Origin of the sequence: Hafnia paralvei ATCC 29927, assembly GCF_001655005.1 — a bacterium.
Classification (GTDB): Bacteria; Pseudomonadota; Gammaproteobacteria; order Enterobacterales; family Enterobacteriaceae; genus Hafnia; species Hafnia paralvei.
This window is the reverse complement of record NZ_LXET01000010.1, coordinates 164,539-181,543: the sequence shown is the minus strand read 5'-3', so window position 1 is coordinate 181,543 and position 17,005 is coordinate 164,539. Positions and strand designations below refer to the sequence as shown.

The window sequence follows — 17,005 nt, the reverse complement described above, 5'->3', positions numbered from 1 at the left end:
GCGGTAAAAAAGCGCGAGAGTCGAGAGGTTGCGCGCTGGCAACCGCTCGTCGGACGCCTACGCCAGCAGTTTCATGGAAACACAGATGCTGACGGGCGGACGAAATCTTTCACCGTTGATGCATAAATTCAGATGCTCTAGATGAAATGCATCCTAGAACCGCCATCAGGGAAGATGGCGGTAGGTCGAGGGCGTACAGGATGTGCGCTCCGAGACCGGTCGGCCAAACGACGCGGTAAAAAAGCGCGAGAGTCGAGAGGTTGCGCGCTGGCAACCGCTCGTCGGACGCCTACGCCAGCCGTGTCATGGAAACACAGATGCTGACGGGCGGACGAAACCTTTCACCGTTGATGCATAAATTCAGATGCCCTAGATGATCACCCCAACTGCTTACGTGCATTACGGAACATACGCATCCACGGGCTATCTTCGCCCCACTCGGCTGGGTGCCAAGAGTTGCTAACCGTGCGGAACACGCGTTCTGGGTGTGGCATCATCACAGTCGCGCGACCATTGGCGCTAGTAACAGCGGTGATGCCGTTCACTGAGCCATTTGGGTTCGCCGGATAAGACTCGGTGACTTTACCGAAGTTATCAACAAAGCGTAGCGCTACCAGATTATGATGCTCCAGCGCAGCCAGATGCGCATCATCGCGAACTTCTACATGGCCTTCACCGTGCGAAACCGCAATCGGCATACGAGAACCTTCCATTCCTTGGAACAACAATGATGGACTCGCCGTGACTTCCACCAAGCTGAAACGCGCTTCGAAACGTTCTGACGTATTACGTACAAAACGAGGCCAATGTTCGGCACCGGGAATCAACTCACGCAAATTGGACATCATCTGACAGCCGTTACACACGCCCAAAGCCAAGGTTTGTGGACGATGGAAGAACGATTCAAACTGATCGCGTGCACGTTCATTGAACAGAATGGATTTCGCCCAACCTTCACCGGCACCTAAAACATCACCGTATGAGAAGCCGCCACAAGCTACTAGCGAATGGAATTCATCTAGCGTGATACGCCCTGCCAGAATATCGCTCATGTGTACGTCCACGGCATCAAAACCGGCACGATGGAAGGCAGCAGCCATCTCCACATGAGAGTTCACACCCTGCTCGCGTAACACCGCCAATTTCGGGCGGCTCCCTGTTGCAATATAAGGTGCGGCAATATCTTCCTGAGGATTGAAAGTCAGTTTGACGTTCAAGCCAGGATCGGATTCCACCTGTTTGGCCTGATGTTCCTGATCGGCGCATTCCGGATTATCACGCAGGCGTTGCATCTGCCACGTCGTCTCGGCCCACCACAGACGCAGCGTTGAACGCTGTTCGTGGTACACCTCTTTGCCATGCGACTGAATCGCAAAGCGATCGCCGCTTGAGGCATGACCAATTTCATGCGCGATATCAGCAATTCCCTGCTCGGTCAGAACGGCTTTTACTGCTGCGAGATCCGTGTTACGAACCTGAATAACGGCGCCTAACTCTTCGTTGAACAACGCAGCAAGGTGATCCTGCCCCAGCTTGCTGATATCAATATCCAGCGCACAGTGCCCAGCAAACGCCATTTCCGCCAACGTGACCAACAGACCACCGTCAGAACGGTCGTGATAAGCCAAAAGTTTACCTTCAGCCACCAGCGTCTGCATGGCATTGAAGAAACCAGCCAGCTTCTGCGTGTTACGCACATCAGCGGGCTTATCACCCAACTGACGATAAACCTGTGCTAGCGCCGTAGCACCTAACGCATTATTCCCCTCGCCCAAATCGATGAGCAGCAGCGTATTTTCGCCCTGATCAACATGCAACTGTGGTGTCACCGTATGGCGCACGTCTTCGACGCGGGCAAACGCGGTGATAACCAGAGACAACGGAGATGTCATCTCGCGTGGTTGGTTACCTTCCTGCCAGCGCGTTTTCATCGACATGGAATCTTTGCCTACGGGGATAGTGAGCCCCAGCGCTGGGCAGAGTTCTTCGCCCACGGCTTTGACTGCTTCATATAAACCCGCATCCTCGCCTGGATGACCGGCTGCAGACATCCAGTTAGCCGAAAGCTTAACGCGTTTAAGCTCACCGATCTGAGTACAGGCAAGGTTAGTTAGCGCTTCGCCTACGGCCAAACGTGCCGAGGCAGCGAAATCAAGCAAAGCAACCGGAGCACGTTCCCCTAAAGACATCGCCTCGCCATAGTAGCTGTCGAGGCTTGCGGTCGTTACCGCACAGTCGGCTACTGGGATCTGCCACGGGCCGACCATCTGATCGCGAGCAACCATACCCGTTACGCTACGGTCACCGATGGTAATCAGGAACGTTTTTTCCGCTACGGCAGGTAAATGCATCACACGCTTCACCGCATCAGCAATGCTGATGCTGCCACGGTTTAGCGAATCTCCCAGCGCTTTTAGCGTAGTGACATCACGTGTCATCTTCGGCGTTTTACCCAACAACACGTCCAAAGGCATATCGATAGGTTGATTGTCGAAATGGCAGTCATTCAGCGTTAAATGCCGTTCTTCGGTGGCCTCTCCGATGACAGCATAAGGCGCACGCTCGCGGCGGCAAATCGCATCAAACTGAGCCAGTTTCTCTGGTGCAACGGACATCACATAGCGTTCCTGTGATTCGTTACACCAAACCTCCAGCGGGCTCATTCCTGGCTCATCGTTGAGAATATCGCGCAGTTCAAAACGCCCACCACGACCCCCGTCGCTCACCAACTCAGGCATCGCATTCGATAATCCGCCGGCGCCAACGTCGTGAATAAACTGAATCGGGTTTTCATCACCCAACTGCCAGCAACTATCGATCACTTCCTGACAACGGCGTTCCATCTCTGGGTTATCACGTTGTACCGATGCAAAATCCAGATCCGCGTCAGACTGACCTGATGCCATTGAAGAGGCCGCGCCACCACCTAAACCAATATTCATCGCAGGCCCGCCAAGCACAATGAGCTTGGCACCCACGGTGATCTCGCCTTTCTGTACGTGTTCCGCGCGAATATTTCCGATACCGCCCGCCAACATAATAGGTTTGTGGTAACCCCGTAGTTCAACGCCGTTATGACTTTTCACCTGTTCTTCATAGGTGCGGAAATAACCCAGCAGCGCTGGACGGCCAAATTCGTTGTTAAACGCTGCCCCACCTAATGGGCCTTCGGTCATAATGCTTAAAGCATTTACAATGCGTTCTGGTTTTCCAAAATCCTGTTCCCACGGCTGTTCAAAGCCAGGAATGCGTAGGTTGGAAACGGAGAAACCGACCAGACCCGCTTTGGGCTTGGAACCGCGGCCCGTTGCGCCCTCATCACGAATTTCGCCACCAGAGCCGGTTGCCGCACCAGGCCACGGAGAGATCGCCGTTGGGTGGTTGTGGGTTTCCACCTTCATCAGGATATGAGCGTCTTCCTGATGGTAGTCATACACACCTGATTCCGGATCGGCAAAGAAGCGCCCCACCGAAGAACCTTCCATCACCGCGGCGTTATCTTTATAAGCCGACAGCACGTAATCTGGCGTCTGCTCATAGGTATTCTTAATCATTTTGAACAGCGATTTTGGCTGTTCCTGCCCATCGATAATCCAATCGGCATTAAAAATCTTGTGGCGGCAGTGCTCAGAGTTCGCCTGAGCAAACATATAAAGCTCAATGTCGTTTGGATTACGCCCCAAGCGAGTGAACGATTCCAAGAGGTAATCGATTTCATCGTCGGCCAGCGCCAGCCCTAGGCGTGTATTAGCTTCAACCAGCGCGCTACGGCCTTTTCCCAACATATCGACGCTCTGTACTGGCGCGGGAGATTGGTGGCTAAAGAGTTTCTGAGCGTCCTGCAATTCATGGAATACACGCTCCATCATGCGGTCGTGCAACAGACCCTGCAATTTTTGCCACTGCGCATCGGTAAGTTCAGGTGCATCCACGTAATAGGCAACGCCACGTTCTAAACGGATCACCTGTGGAAGATTACAGTTATGCGCAATGTCAGTTGCTTTAGATGACCACGGGGAAATGGTTCCAGGGCGTGGTGTCACCAACAGCAAACGACCTTTGGGTTCGTGCTCGGCCAAAGAAGGGCCGTATTTTAACAAACGCTGGAGTGTCGCCTTTTCTTCTGCTGAGAGAGGCGCGCTGACGTCAGCAAAGTGCACATATTCAGCATAGATATCGTTGACTGGAAGATTAGCGTCCTGACAAGCAGACAGCAGTTGGGTAACACGAAAAGCCGACAAAGCGGGTGAGCCACGCATGATTTCCATTGGAAATAAGTCCGTCATCTAGGTTCTCTCGTCTTCGAGATGGCTGTGAAAGGTCAAATAACCTTGTCTACAACCGCCTCAGTGGGCGAAACAGGGGGAAAGCGGGAGACATTATAGAGAATCTACACGCCAGACGAAACCGTTTGCGTAGCCTTTATTTCACATAGGGTGTTTCATAGTGAGATAAAATTTATGTGTTTTTTGAGTTGCGCACTGACGCTTTGTTGCGCAAAATGCCGCCTGCCTGTTGATTTAGCCATATACTATCCTGCAAACACAGCCTCACAACTCGATACACATTCATGAGATAACTATTTGAAACGTATAAAATATAATTATTATCTTATTGGTATCGTTTCTGCCCTGCTGGCGCTTGCGCTATGGCCCAACATTCCGTGGCGTAGCGGAAATGAGAGCCAGCTACAACAGATCCTTGACCGTGGGGAACTGCGGGTCAGCACGATTAATTCTCCCTTAACCTATCAGGCTGATGGGAAAAACGTGAGCGGCTTGGACTATGAGCTGGCAAAACGCTTTGCTGATTATCTTGGCGTAAAGCTAAAAGTTCGTGTGCGTGGCACATTGCCCGAATTATTTGACGATTTGGATAGTGGTAAAAGCGATCTGGTTGCAGCCGGTTTGCTTTATAATACCGAGCGCCTGAGCCGTTTTCGCACTGGCCCTGCTTATTACTCGGTATCACAACAGTTGGTTTATCGACAGGGTAAGCCCCGCCCAAAATCGCTGAACGATTTAAGCGGTACGCTTGCGGTGCAATCAGGCTCAGCCCACGTCACCACACTGAGCCAATATAAGCAGAATAAATATCCTAATCTCACTTGGGAATCTTCCAGCGATCTCTCTTCTAACGAGCTTATGCAGCGTGTCGTTCAAGGAAAACTGGATTACACCATTGCGGACTCTGTCAGCGTGGCACTGTTTCAACGCATCCATCCTCAACTCGCCGTTGCTTTTGATATCAGCGATGAAGAGCCAGTCATGTGGTATTTGAACCGCACTGACGACGACAGCTTATATGCCGCCGTTTTGGATTTTTTCAGCAACATGGTGGACGACGGCTCTCTTGCTAGGCTCGAAGAGAAGTATTTAGGCCATGTGGGCGGCTTTGACTACGTCGACATCAAAACGTTTTTAGCTGCAATTGATAACGTACTGCCAGATTTGAGCGATATCTTTAAAAAATATGCAGACAAAATTGACTGGAAACTGTTAGCCGCAATTGCCTATCAAGAATCTCATTGGAATCCTCAAGCAACCTCCCCCACGGGCGTTCGCGGGTTGATGATGCTCACTCGCGCTACGGCTGATGGGCTTGGCGTCAAAGATCGTCTCGATCCCGAACAAAGCATTGCGGGCGGTGCTTTATACCTTGAACGTTTGATGGATAAACTGCCGGACACTATCCCTGAAGATGAGAAAATTTGGTTTGCACTGGCCGCCTACAATATGGGCTATGGTCATATGCTAGACGTGCGTCAATTGACACAAAAACAGGGCGGAAATCCTAATAGCTGGGTTGATGTGAAGCAGCGATTGCCGATGTTAAGCCAGAAAAAGTATAACCAGAATCTCACCTACGGCTACGCACGTGGGCATGAGGCCTATCAGTATGTCGAAAACATTCGCCGTTATCTGGTTAGTCTGGAAGGGTATCTGTTAGAAAAAGAGAAACAAGTCGCCGCCGAGCAAACCCGCCAGGCACTTCTCGGTAAAGGCTATCCAGCCGTATCACCGGAAGATGCACTTGAAGGGAAGCCTAAGCGCAGCCCTCGCGGGCTGCTACCGTTTTAATCTGCTCGATCAGGTTGGTTTAGGCGCCGAGCCTCGCGCTCGGCTTTTTTCTGCTCGCGACGCTGCTGAAAGAACTGGCTTAGCATCTCTGAACATTCATTCGCCATCACGCCAGCGGTAATCTCGATCTGATGGTTCATCCCCGGATGACGTAAAACATCTAGCAAAGATCCCGCCGCCCCAGTTTTTAAATCACTCGCACCATACACCAAACGCTTGATACGGCTGTGAACCATTGCGCCAGCACACATCACGCAGGGCTCTAATGTCACATACAGCGTCGCGTTGAGCAGCCGATAATTCTGCACAATTTGCCCCCCTTGCTGTAACGCCATAATCTCAGCGTGTGCGGTAGGATCGTGGCGGGTAATTGGGCGATTCCATCCCTGCCCTATGACTTCATCATCCAGCACCAAAATAGCCCCTACGGGAACTTCGCCCTGATCCCATGCTTTTTGCGCTAGTGCTAACGCTTGCTTCATCCAGTAAGCATCATTTAGTTCGCTCACGTGCTCACCTCCGTTCATTCAGGGCGCGCATTATACCTTTCTTGCTTGAAGTTGCATCTTTGGCTTAATCATCATCGTTCAACACCTTTGCACTATTTTTACTATGCGGTCTGGGCGCAAAGTTTTATGCCAAAGAATCACGTACGATGTAAAAGGCTTAAGCCGTCTATTTTATTCAACGTTGAAAAGGAGATGTATCACGATGTTTGGTCAAACTCGAATGGTAAAAAAAGCGCTACTCGCCGGTGTCATGCTTATGGCCTCCACTTCTTTGTGGGCTGCAGAACATTGGATCGATGTTCGCACTCCAGACCAGTATCAGGAAACTCACGTAAAAGGTGCCGTGAATATTCCGTTAAAACAACTGGATCAACGCATCAGCGAAGTGACACAGGACAAGAACGATACGCTGCACCTTTACTGCAATACGGGTAACCAGTCTGGTAAAGCTGAAAAACTGCTGCAAGATATGGGTTACAAAAACGCTATTAATGAAGGCGGCCTCAAAGACGTTGAAAAAACACAGGCCATGATAAAATAATCACACGATTATTCCCCTCGATGCAAAAACCATCGGCTTCGGGGGGCTGACTCATTCTCTCCTTTATCCCCCCTAATTTTACACCCGCGTAAAGATAGGTTAGCAGGACTAACACGTTTAACCACAGCAGAATATTTATACATGCCAAACATCACACAAGACACGAATATATAAATAATCAATGTATTAATTTTGCTATCATTTTATTCCTACCAGATCTTGAGGAAGATCAGATTTACTCTACCTCTTGAGTAGTATCGTGATGTTAATTTTCTCACATTAAGGAATGACACGATGACAACTTCTACCTTCTTTATCCCATCTGTGAACATGATTGGTGCTGGCTGCCTCGCAGAAGCTGCAACCACCATGAAAGGCTATGGCTACAAACACGCGCTGATCGTCACCGATGCCGTCCTGAACAAAATCGGCGTCGTTGCTAAAGTACAATCTCTGCTTGCCGATCTTGGTATCCAAAGCGCCGTGTACGATGGCACTCATCCAAACCCAACCAGCACTAACGTAGCTGAAGGTCTGGAAATTCTACGTCAGCATAAAAGCGACTGTGTTATTTCCCTTGGCGGTGGCTCTCCACACGACTGCGCGAAAGGTATTGCGCTGGTCGCTGCCAACGGAGGTGACATTCGTGATTATGAAGGCGTTGATAAATCAGCGAAGCCACAGCTGCCGCTGATTTCTATCAATACCACTGCCGGTACCGCGTCAGAAATGACCCGTTTCTGCATCATTACCGATATCGACCGTCACATCAAAATGGCGATCGTTGATAAGCACGTCACTCCAATTTTGTCCGTTAACGATCCTGAGCTGATGGCGGGAATGCCAAAAGGCCTGACAGCGGCAACCGGTATGGACGCGCTAACTCACGCCGTAGAAGCCTATGTTTCTACTGCGGCGAACCCAATCACCGACGCCTGTGCACTGAAAGCGGTGACCATGATCAGCCAATCTCTGCGCCACGCAGTTGAAAACGGCAGCAACATGGAAGCACGTGAAACCATGGCCTATGCCCAGTTCTTGGCTGGTATGGCATTTAACAACGCGTCACTGGGCTATGTGCATGCCATGGCACACCAACTTGGCGGTTTCTACGATCTGCCGCACGGTGTGTGCAACGCGGTTCTGCTGCCACACGTACAGATCTTTAATGCGAAAGTTTGTGCTTCTCGCCTAAAAGATATCGCAGCCGCAATGGGCGTTGACGTCAGCAACATGAATGACCAACAGGGCGCAGATGCCTGCATCGCTGAAATTCGTAAACTGGCCAAAGATGTCAATATCCCTGCAGGTTTAACCGAGTTGAACGTTAAAATCGAAGATCTGCCAACGTTAGCAACTAACGCGCTGAAAGATGCCTGTGGATTCACTAACCCAATTCAAGCAACTCACGAAGAAATCGTCGCTATCTTTAAGGCAGCAATGTAATAACCTTCTGAGTTAAAAAGACAAAGGTAGGCATAGTGCCTAATGCTGTTCATTTAAGGGAGCGAGATACACGGGGCTAGCACACCGCGGGGCACTCCGGCGGCTTCGCCGCTACGACCCCATCGGTGTACTTCCCCTAAAATCAGGCTTAACTGACAAGCATTGAGGCATAGTGCCTACCTTTTTTATGCCCCGAGTTAGCTCTACATCAAATCACTGTGCTGAAACTCTTCACCCAGAAAATCGAGCAACGTTTTCACCGCCGGTAGGAGTCCTCTACGGCTAGGATAAGCGGCATGAATTAGCCCCGACGATGGATGCCACTGCGGCAGCACGTCGACCAGTTGACCGCTTGCCAACGCACTACGCGCAACGACATACGGCAAATGAACCACGCCCAACCCGGCAACGGCGGCCTGACAGAGCAAACTTAGATTATCGGTGACTATCCGAGGCTGGAAGCTAATGTGTGCCGTCGCGCTATTAGGCCCTTGAAGTCGCCAGCTATAATCACTTTGCACCCATCCCCAATGTAATGCCGGAAGCTCACTGAGCGCTGCAGGCGTCATGTTTCTCCCATCAATCAGCGCCGGACTTGCCACCAGCATCTGTCGGCTATTCCCCAGTCGTTTAACCACCAATTCGCTGTCTTCCAGCGGAGACATCCGCACACGAATGGCAATATCAATCCCTTCGTGGATCACATCAACCTTTCGGTTGGTGCTCTCTATTTGCAAGTTCACGCGTGGATAACGCAGCATAAAACGCGACAGCATAGACCCCACCCAATAATCCAACAGTGAAGTCGGGCAACTTATCTTAATCGTGCCACAGGGCTCTGAGTGGCGGCGTGCAACCAACTCTTCTGCCGCCTCGGCTTCCACCACCATCGCACGACAGTGGTGGTAATACTCTTGGCCCAAATCCGTTACCGAAAAACGGCGCGTCGAGCGGTTAATTAACCGGATACCTAAACGCTCTTCCAACTGGGCAATTCGGCGACTGATTTTAGATTTCGGCATACCTAGCGCACGTCCAGCAGCGGCAAAGCCCTGATTTTCGACGACATGAACAAATAAAAACATTTCATTTAAGTCATACATCGTACAACTCCAATTGTTCCAAATTTAGAACAGTGAAACACATTTACGCCTACTACTGCACCAACTTGCGCTGAATTAGACTTATTACATCGAATTTGGCTAAGCGGAGCAAAATCATGAAAAAGATTATCGGCGTTTACAGCGCTCCTGGCTCACATTGGGTGGGCGACGGTTTTCCGGTTCGCAGCCTGTTTTCTTATAACCAGCAAGGCGAATACATCAGCCCGTTTCTATTATTGGACTATGCCGGCCCACAACGGTTCTCAGCAACGGACAAACGCCGTGGCGTGGGTGAGCACCCTCATCGTGGCTTTGAGACTGTCACCATTGTTTATCAGGGGGAGTTAGAACATCGCGACTCCACCGGAAATGGCGGCTTTATTGGCGCAGGAGACGTGCAGTGGATGACCGCCGGCGCGGGGATTTTACACGAGGAGTTTCATGCACCGTCATTTGCAGCCACGGGTGGCACGTTAGAGATGGTACAGCTGTGGGTTAATCTGCCCGCGAAAGACAAGATGACAGAACCAGGTTATCAAACGCTGCTGAAAGCCCAGATCCCACAGCTCGATCTTGAAAATAATGCAGGACAGCTACGCGTTATCGCCGGTGAGTTCAGCGGGCACCAAGGCCCAGCGCATACCTTCTCACCGCTCGATGTGTGGGACATAAAGCTTAATGCCGGCAAGACAACGAACTTCACGCTACCCGCTGGGCGCAATGCCATTCTGGTGGTACTGAAAGGTGCGGTGGAAGTGAATGGGCAAAAGCTACTGCATGATGCGGAACTGGCGTTGTTTTCTGTTGAAGGCGAGAGCATCACCCTGACCGCACACAGCGACTCCGTGGCATTACTGCTCAGCGGCGCGCCACTCGATGAGCCCATCGTGGGTTATGGCCCGTTCGTCATGAACAGCCAACAGCAAATTGTTCAGGCATTGAGTGATTTTCAAACCGGTCATTTTGGACGAATGACGAGCCAGTAGTCGTCATGGACAAGGACGTCCCTACTTTTCAATTAGATAGATCCCCTGTCATAAAACTAAAAGGTCATCCTATGAATAACCATATTGCTAACTTTAACGGCGCTAAGCCGACTATCGATCCTAACGATACCGCGCTCTTACTTATCGACCACCAAAGCGGTCTGTTTCAGGTGGTTAAAGATATCGATTTACCCCAACTGCGAGCCAACGCCATCGCGCTGGCAAAGGCGGCAAATTTACTGCAAATTCCGGTCATTACCACAGCCTCTGTACCGCAAGGACCTAATGGCCCGTTAATCCCAGAAATTCACGCAGCCGCACCGCACGCTACCTACGTGGCGCGTAAAGGGCAAATTAACGCGTGGGATTCACAGGAGTTTGTTGATGCAGTGAAAGCAACCGGCAAGAAAACCTTGGTTATCGCTGGCACGATTACCAGCGTCTGCTTGGCCTTCCCGTGCATCAGCGCTATCTATGAGGGATATAAAGTCTTTGCCGTTGTTGATGCTTCAGGCACCGTTTCACAAATGGCCAGTGATTTAACGATTGCACGCTTAACGCAGGCAGGCGTTGTCCCTATCGACACCATGGGCACTATTTCAGAGCTACAAGGTACTTGGAATCGCCCTGACGCGGAACAGTGGGCTGAAGTGTATGCGCAGGCAATGCCTCATTATCAGTTGCTGATCGAAAGCCATACACGCGCACAACAGGCGGCGCGCGATAACGAAGTGTTAGACTCGCAACGTAGCTAATTTAGCCTAGCCTCTACGCCCCCGTAGAGGCTTTCTCATTCACTCCAGTTGCTGGAGTTCTCCCGTTGGGCTCACGCGGAAACGGTGCTCGCAAAACGCCAGTAGTGGATTATCCTGCTGGCTGTCACTGTATCCACTGAATAACTTAAGAGGTTTACCCAACTGCATTTCTAGCTGAACCACTTTTTCCTGCCCTAAACAGCGCAGCGGCATCACCCAGCCGCCGTTTCTACGCACCATGCGACTGCCGATCATCCTCACCTGATGAATAAAAGGTTCATCAGCATAAACCTGTTCAACCAAACGCTGTGGCGATCCGGTAATCAACCACACCTCTGCGGTTTGGCTGCCGAGATACTCTTTCAGCCGCCCCAGAACTACGGGAAAAGGAACAACATCACGCTTGAAGGCTTGAACAAACTGACGTTCTAGCGCATTCAGGCGCGATTCTCGATGACCAAAAGTGATCGCCCAAAGCAACAGGCTTATCGGCCAACGCGTGGCTCTGCCCTGCACGATCAAGCCAAAAGCAATCACGGGTAATAATGGGATCACTAGCAGCAAATTTTGCGGCATATGCCAAATCAGAAATCTTAAAAAGCGCCCAAACATATCTTGCTGATGCAGAGTGCCATCAAGGTCAAAAAAGACCACGCGGTGTGTATTTTTCGCTGACGGGTTATCGGTCAAAATGGCTCCTCGGGAAAGCGAAATCCCATCCTCTAGACAAAAATCCTGTCATAACGGTAACCAGCATCTCTTCAAGATACAACTATGGCATCCCATAAACTGCACCGAGCTAAACCAAAGCTCACCGCAAAGGAATAACCTGAGTAAAAAATTGGTGTCTGTCGCTGGAGGGGGTATAATCGCGCCCCCGCGAGTATTTATCCGCCCCACACGAGTGGTTTAGCCGACTTGGTTCGCGACCACCCAGCAACGTTATGAGAGAGTTATGGCCCTACTGATCACAAAAAAATGTATCAACTGTGACATGTGCGAGCCGGAGTGCCCGAACCAAGCGATTTCCATGGGAATGGATATTTACGAGATTGATGCCGAACGCTGCACCGAGTGCGTGGGTCACTACGATGAGCCAACCTGCATGAAGGTTTGCCCCATCGATAATACAATTATTCGCGATCCGGCACATTTAGAAAGCAACGAACAGCTGTGGGATAAGTTCGTGGTACTGCATCACTCAGACAAAATTTAATGACCGCAGGGCTCTCGCCCTGAGGTCTTATTAAACGATATCAGTTAGCACAAGCGCCTTTAGCATCAAAACGAGGCTGACCGTCAGGGACAATCGCTTTTTCAACCATCCCATCTTCCATCGATGGCGTTATGGCGAAGTGCGCCTGAATTTCCAAAAATACCGGCTGACCGGCTTCGCCCTGAGCGCGGCTATACCCCTGCTCCAGAGCAATGTTATTGCTCACCGGGAAATTTTTGCCTGTAGCGCAATCATGGAAGGTCGCCGCGTCGGCCATGTAAACATACATGCCTTTAAACGTCATCGGCGTAACTGGCAGCGGCGCATCTGTCGCTTTCAGCGTGTAATTCAACGCGGAGTCGATATCGTTGCCGCTGGCGTCCAGCATGTTTAAATCATTGCCTTTAGGACGAAAATAACGCTTGCTGCCGTCTGTACCGATAAGCACCAGTTTATCGGCGGTGCGCTGCCAGCTACCGTATTCCGCAAAGGCCTGATCGCCGTCACGTGTACCACGGTAAACTTCTTTTAGAACAAAAGTGCCATCTTTTTCCAAAAACAGCGACGTATCCATACCCTGACAATCAGCACAAGGCAACACGCCCTGAAAACTTTGCGCCATCGGCTGGAGAGGTTGTTCTACATATTGAGAACGAGCATTACACCCGAACAGTGCCATCGCACCCGCTGCCAGAAACAGCGAAATAGCCAATTTTTTCACAGTTATTCTCCTACTGTGGATCTTTATCATGTTTGTCTTAAGCCGCACGTAAAGTACTAATATTAATCAGCACTGATCTTACCGCGTAAAGACTTGGTCACCCCGCGTCGGGTTTTGCTTTCGACCCGCTTACGCTTTGCATTTCGGCTCGGCTTAGTAGGACGGCGAACTTTCTCAACCACCCCCGCCGATTTAATCAATTCAGCTAATCTCGCTAGCGCCGCTTCTCGGTTTAACTCCTGACTACGATACTCCTGCGCCTTAATCACCACGATACCGTCAGAAGTAATCAGATGATGACTCATCGCCAATAAACGCTCCTGATACAACGGAGGTAAACTGGAGGTACGAATATCAAAACGTAGATGAATCGCCGTGGATGACTTATTCACATTCTGCCCCCCGTTACCCTGCGCACGGATCGCGGTGAGTTCAATTTCGTCATCAGCAATAGAAACGGTATTGGTTATCTGCAACATCTTAAACTCCCGCAGGTTTCCAATGGTCAAACTGGATCTCTACGTTTTGTTGCGCATCAGACAGCCAAATGGCGCCTTCCTGTATCGTGGCCTGTAGATCCATGGTGCGACTAGCAAATTTTGGCAACTGAGCCATGATGTCATCACTGACAAAACGAATGGAAAGCGCCTTAAGACCACTCAGTTTTGCCTGATTTTGCTGCCACCACACTCGTCCCGCGCGTTCACTATAAGCGTAGAGCACCACTTCCTGCGATAACGAGCAGGCCTTTTTAAGACGTTTCTCATCGGGTAAACCGAGTTCAATCCACAAATCGATTCCGTTGTAATCGTTGCGCAACCATAACTCTGGCTCATCGTCGGCACATAGACCTTTAGTGAACGTCAAACGCTCGTTCGCATGGCAAATCCAGGCCAAAAGTCGCAGCATCATTCGTTGTTCGGTTTCTGAGGGATGCTGTGCCAACGTCAAAGAAGCATCATGATAAAAATGACGATCCATATCTGCAATATTGACGTTAGCTTTGTAAATCGTTGCCTTTAATGCCATAAAATCCTCTCGTATAATTATTTACAGTGTACCGTATCCCCTTCCAGCCAACTAGTCGGCTGGGGATTGTCACGTGTAAAGAACGAATTAATTGCGTTGCGCAACGGCTCTAGCTGCTTTCTAGTGAGAGCGACTGTGCTATAGTCGTTGAGATAAGCAGAGCTTATCCTCATGCCGGTTTTTACCAACTGCCCGTCATTGGGATAAGCTTTATAGGAGGATAACTTTGCAGCAATATTCTGAGTTAGTACGCCGTATGTATGCCCAGATTGGCAGTGGAGATTTGGGGTATATACCTGATGCGTTAGGTTGTGTTTTAAAAGCTCTGGATGAGGTTGCAGCCAATGAAGCGCTGCCATCTGCCGTTAGGGAACAGGCGGCCTATGCCGCCGCTAACTTATTGGTGAGTGATTATGTCGAAAATTGAAGAGTATCAGCCAATCAACTGTGACGATTACGACAATTTGGAACTCGCCTGCCAGCATCATCTGATACTGGCGCTAGAACTGCGCAACGGAGAGAAGTTGCAAGCTAAAGCCAATGATTTGATTTCGCGTAAACACGTAGAGTATCTGATCATTGAGCAAGACGGCGAGCCACGGGAGTTACGTTTAGACCATATAGCCAGCTTCAGTCACCCTGAAATTGGTACCGTCAACGTAAGCATTTCTTAACCCCTTTCGGCACACATCTCCAGCCACAGATATAGAAAGGGCGATGAAATCATCGCCCTTTCTATTTTGGATTTAAGTTTGGATTTTAGGCTGGCTAGGGTTTAAGACTTGCATAGTAGGCGGCTAAGTCGCTGATATCCTGTTCAGAAAGATTGCCAACGTAGGCCTTCATCACCTCAGCCTGCCCGCCGGAACGTCCCCCGCTTTTATAATCCTTCAGCGCCTGCTCAAGATACATCGCATTCTGACCTGCCAGATTTGGATACATCGGCACCGTCACTTTACCTTCCATACCGTGACAGGCGACACAGGTCATCGCCTTGCTTTTACCTGCTGCCGCATCACCCGCCGCCAGCACTGGCAAAGAAGCCACCGCCGTCAGCACGACCGCAACCATTAATTTTTTCATCATTGTTATGTTCCTCGACATTGCAATCACGTCAACCCGCGCTATTTATTCTTTCATGAACGAACTATCCCTAGGAGCTTACACTGGTAAGTGACCAGGGTGAACGCGTGCAGCCAACGCATCTGTGGCCTGAATTATGACGGAGATTTACATCCAGTCTTTGGTCCAGTGAATATTCCATACAGGCTCATCCGCCACGGCCTGCCCATTCTGGGTGATGAATACACCGAGAGCGGCGATGAGCGTTTCACCATAGTAGAGCATAGGCGTTCGCTCGCGTTCCCATGGTGGAATATTGTGTTCTTGCCAGATTTTTTTTATTGGTCGCGAATGGCGGCGGCCAACGATGCGTAGTGTGCCATGGGCGGCGAAGCGAATTGAGACAGCTTCATCGAATTTCGGGGCGCGTACACATATTCCTCGGCTACCGAGCTGTAGTTCACCGAGCCCATCGGGCAGCGACAACGACTCTCGCGGATCCCATGCTATCACCTGATCTTTTAGGGAACGCAGCGGCGGCAATAGATAAAGATGCTGGCGGTAACGACGGATTTGGCTTTTGCCAAGCTGAAGCTGAGGCTCGGCATCTTCGCGTGCCATGGCGACTTCAGACCAGAGCAATTGGAGTTGCTCTCGGGTCGGCATCATGACACCAAAGCAGGCGATCCAACGCCGTAATAGCGCATAACGTTTGGCCTCCGACATAGGTAATAGGCCGTCAATATTGAGCGAATCATCTTCACTCATGAGCGATTGCAGCGACTCTAGCAGTAACTCATCGAGCAGTTGTTCTTGCTCTGCACACAAGCTGGCGCTACGAGCAACCGCTTCGGGAAAATGCGGCCAGCGATCGCGTAGATTCGGAATGACGCGCAAGCGCAGGAAATTGCGATCGAAGCGATCGTCTTGGTTGCTGTCGTCTTCGACCCATTTGAGATCGTAGTTAGCAGCATATTCCTCAAGCTGAGCACGGCTGATATCCAGCAGAGGACGGAGCTGTTCAGTACTGAAGAATGGCATATGGCTCGCCATCGCAGAGAGTCCGGTTGGACCACTGCCACGCTTAAGCGCCAGCAAAAACGTCTCGCACTGATCGTCGAGATGCTGAGCCGTGAGCAACGTTTCATGATGACTTATTTCGTCAGCAATGGCGTGATATCGCGCGTCGCGCGCTGCCGCCTCTACTCCGCTGCGTTGGGAATCAACCTTAACGCGTAGCACCTTCAAGGGAACCTGCCACTGGCGACAAACGGACTCGCAATGATCGACCCATAAATCGGCATAGCGGCTTAGTCCATGATGTACATGGACTGCACGCAGTTGTAGATGAGGAAAATTCTGCATGCGCAGTTGTGCTAGCGCATGCAGAAGTACGGTGGAATCAAGTCCACCGCTAAAAGCAACCATCAGTTGCGAACGCCCCTGAAGCTTGCTGGCAATTCGCATCTGGATTTCTGAGCTATTCATGAAACTTTACGGCGCGGTCACCGCCCTGAACGATTGAATATCAGAACGTTAACCATCCGCTCTGTTGGA

Annotated in this window: 17 protein-coding genes; 8 read left to right on the top strand and 9 right to left on the bottom strand. The window is 50.5% G+C overall.

Annotated features, from left to right (window positions below; all coding sequences use genetic code 11):
• Positions 1 to 377: 377 nt before the first annotated feature.
• Positions 378 to 4,268 carry a phosphoribosylformylglycinamidine synthase gene (gene purL / locus M988_RS04240; protein WP_008814485.1) on the bottom strand — a complete coding sequence of 1,297 codons (3,891 nt, stop codon included), beginning with the start codon at positions 4,266 to 4,268 and terminating at the stop codon, positions 378 to 380.
• A gap of 315 nt (positions 4,269 to 4,583) precedes the next feature.
• Here purL and mltF point away from each other — a divergent pair, with 315 nt between their 5' ends.
• Entirely contained in the window at positions 4,584 to 6,080 is a 1,497-nt protein-coding gene (mltF, locus tag M988_RS04235) for a membrane-bound lytic murein transglycosylase MltF (RefSeq protein WP_008814486.1), read from the top strand.
• Here mltF and tadA read toward each other — a convergent pair.
• A complete protein-coding gene (gene tadA / locus M988_RS04230; RefSeq protein WP_064572967.1) occupies positions 6,077 to 6,589 on the bottom strand; it encodes a tRNA adenosine(34) deaminase TadA in 513 nt (170 codons plus the stop codon). The genes mltF and tadA overlap by 4 nt on opposite strands.
• Before the next feature lie 220 nt (positions 6,590 to 6,809).
• On the opposite strand from tadA, the gene pspE reads away from it, so the two are divergent.
• Both pspE and yiaY read left to right on the top strand, forming a co-directional pair.
• Positions 6,810 to 7,130, top strand: a complete 321-nt coding sequence (gene pspE, locus M988_RS04225; RefSeq protein WP_008814488.1) for a thiosulfate sulfurtransferase PspE — start codon at positions 6,810 to 6,812, stop codon at positions 7,128 to 7,130.
• A gap of 294 nt (positions 7,131 to 7,424) precedes the next feature.
• Positions 7,425 to 8,576: an L-threonine dehydrogenase gene (gene yiaY / locus M988_RS04220; RefSeq protein ID WP_008814489.1), complete on the top strand. Its 1,152-nt coding sequence runs from the start codon at positions 7,425 to 7,427 to the stop codon at positions 8,574 to 8,576.
• A gap of 203 nt (positions 8,577 to 8,779) precedes the next feature.
• Here the strand turns inward: yiaY and M988_RS04215 are convergent, their stop codons facing one another.
• Entirely contained in the window at positions 8,780 to 9,679 is a 900-nt protein-coding gene (locus M988_RS04215; protein WP_064572962.1) for a LysR substrate-binding domain-containing protein, read from the bottom strand.
• A gap of 116 nt (positions 9,680 to 9,795) precedes the next feature.
• Here M988_RS04215 and M988_RS04210 point away from each other — a divergent pair, with 116 nt between their 5' ends.
• Positions 9,796 to 10,665: a pirin family protein gene (locus M988_RS04210; protein WP_064572959.1), complete on the top strand. Its 870-nt coding sequence runs from the start codon at positions 9,796 to 9,798 to the stop codon at positions 10,663 to 10,665.
• Positions 10,666 to 10,736: 71 nt separating this feature from the next.
• Positions 10,737 to 11,420 carry an isochorismatase family protein gene (locus M988_RS04205; protein WP_008814492.1) on the top strand — a complete coding sequence of 228 codons (684 nt, stop codon included), beginning with the start codon at positions 10,737 to 10,739 and terminating at the stop codon, positions 11,418 to 11,420.
• Positions 11,421 to 11,459: 39 nt separating this feature from the next.
• Here the strand turns inward: M988_RS04205 and yfhb are convergent, their stop codons facing one another.
• Positions 11,460 to 12,110, bottom strand: coding sequence for a phosphatidylglycerophosphatase C (gene yfhb, locus M988_RS04200; protein WP_008814493.1), 651 nt, complete (start codon positions 12,108 to 12,110; stop codon positions 11,460 to 11,462).
• 265 nt (positions 12,111 to 12,375) lie between these two features.
• Here yfhb and M988_RS04195 point away from each other — a divergent pair, with 265 nt between their 5' ends.
• The gene (locus tag M988_RS04195) at positions 12,376 to 12,636 is read left to right on the top strand and encodes a YfhL family 4Fe-4S dicluster ferredoxin (RefSeq protein ID WP_004094302.1); all 261 of its coding nucleotides are present in this window, start codon (positions 12,376 to 12,378) and stop codon (positions 12,634 to 12,636) included.
• 40 nt (positions 12,637 to 12,676) lie between these two features.
• On the opposite strand, the gene nlpE is transcribed toward M988_RS04195, so the two are convergent.
• The 3 genes from nlpE to M988_RS04180 form a co-directional block, all read right to left on the bottom strand.
• A complete protein-coding gene (gene nlpE, locus M988_RS04190; RefSeq protein WP_064572957.1) occupies positions 12,677 to 13,357 on the bottom strand; it encodes an envelope stress response activation lipoprotein NlpE in 681 nt (226 codons plus the stop codon).
• 62 nt (positions 13,358 to 13,419) lie between these two features.
• Positions 13,420 to 13,836 carry an alternative ribosome rescue aminoacyl-tRNA hydrolase ArfB gene (arfB, locus tag M988_RS04185; RefSeq protein ID WP_039190018.1) on the bottom strand — a complete coding sequence of 139 codons (417 nt, stop codon included), beginning with the start codon at positions 13,834 to 13,836 and terminating at the stop codon, positions 13,420 to 13,422.
• A gap of 1 nt (position 13,837) precedes the next feature.
• Positions 13,838 to 14,386, bottom strand: a complete 549-nt coding sequence (locus tag M988_RS04180) for a YaeQ family protein (protein WP_004094307.1) — start codon at positions 14,384 to 14,386, stop codon at positions 13,838 to 13,840.
• Positions 14,387 to 14,612: 226 nt separating this feature from the next.
• Here M988_RS04180 and M988_RS04175 point away from each other — a divergent pair, with 226 nt between their 5' ends.
• Together M988_RS04175 and rof are read left to right on the top strand one after the other, a co-directional pair.
• Positions 14,613 to 14,813: a YaeP family protein gene (locus tag M988_RS04175; RefSeq protein ID WP_008814496.1), complete on the top strand. Its 201-nt coding sequence runs from the start codon at positions 14,613 to 14,615 to the stop codon at positions 14,811 to 14,813.
• Entirely contained in the window at positions 14,800 to 15,060 is a 261-nt protein-coding gene (gene rof / locus M988_RS04170) for a Rho-binding antiterminator (RefSeq protein WP_004094310.1), read from the top strand. The genes M988_RS04175 and rof overlap by 14 nt, the downstream gene beginning before the upstream one ends.
• A 94-nt stretch (positions 15,061 to 15,154) precedes the next feature.
• On the opposite strand, the gene M988_RS04165 is transcribed toward rof, so the two are convergent.
• Together M988_RS04165 and tilS are read right to left on the bottom strand one after the other, a co-directional pair.
• Positions 15,155 to 15,472 carry a c-type cytochrome gene (locus M988_RS04165; protein WP_082919402.1) on the bottom strand — a complete coding sequence of 106 codons (318 nt, stop codon included), beginning with the start codon at positions 15,470 to 15,472 and terminating at the stop codon, positions 15,155 to 15,157.
• A gap of 144 nt (positions 15,473 to 15,616) precedes the next feature.
• Positions 15,617 to 16,936, bottom strand: coding sequence for a tRNA lysidine(34) synthetase TilS (gene tilS / locus M988_RS04160; RefSeq protein WP_064572956.1), 1,320 nt, complete (start codon positions 16,934 to 16,936; stop codon positions 15,617 to 15,619).
• Positions 16,937 to 17,005 lie beyond the last annotated feature (69 nt).

Coding starts and splice junctions, on each gene's coding strand:
- purL (WP_008814485.1), bottom strand. CDS start 4,268: ATGGAAATCATGCGTGGCTCACCCGCTTTGTCGGCTTTTCGTGTTACC.
- pspE (WP_008814488.1), top strand. CDS start 6,810: ATGGTAAAAAAAGCGCTACTCGCCGGTGTCATGCTTATGGCCTCCACT.
- yiaY (WP_008814489.1), top strand. CDS start 7,425: ATGACAACTTCTACCTTCTTTATCCCATCTGTGAACATGATTGGTGCT.
- M988_RS04215 (WP_064572962.1), bottom strand. CDS start 9,679: ATGTATGACTTAAATGAAATGTTTTTATTTGTTCATGTCGTCGAAAAT.
- M988_RS04210 (WP_064572959.1), top strand. CDS start 9,796: ATGAAAAAGATTATCGGCGTTTACAGCGCTCCTGGCTCACATTGGGTG.
- M988_RS04205 (WP_008814492.1), top strand. CDS start 10,737: ATGAATAACCATATTGCTAACTTTAACGGCGCTAAGCCGACTATCGAT.
- M988_RS04195 (WP_004094302.1), top strand. CDS start 12,376: ATGGCCCTACTGATCACAAAAAAATGTATCAACTGTGACATGTGCGAG.
- arfB (WP_039190018.1), bottom strand. CDS start 13,836: ATGTTGCAGATAACCAATACCGTTTCTATTGCTGATGACGAAATTGAA.
- M988_RS04180 (WP_004094307.1), bottom strand. CDS start 14,386: ATGGCATTAAAGGCAACGATTTACAAAGCTAACGTCAATATTGCAGAT.
- rof (WP_004094310.1), top strand. CDS start 14,800: ATGTCGAAAATTGAAGAGTATCAGCCAATCAACTGTGACGATTACGAC.
- M988_RS04165 (WP_082919402.1), bottom strand. CDS start 15,472: ATGATGAAAAAATTAATGGTTGCGGTCGTGCTGACGGCGGTGGCTTCT.
- tilS (WP_064572956.1), bottom strand. CDS start 16,936: ATGAATAGCTCAGAAATCCAGATGCGAATTGCCAGCAAGCTTCAGGGG.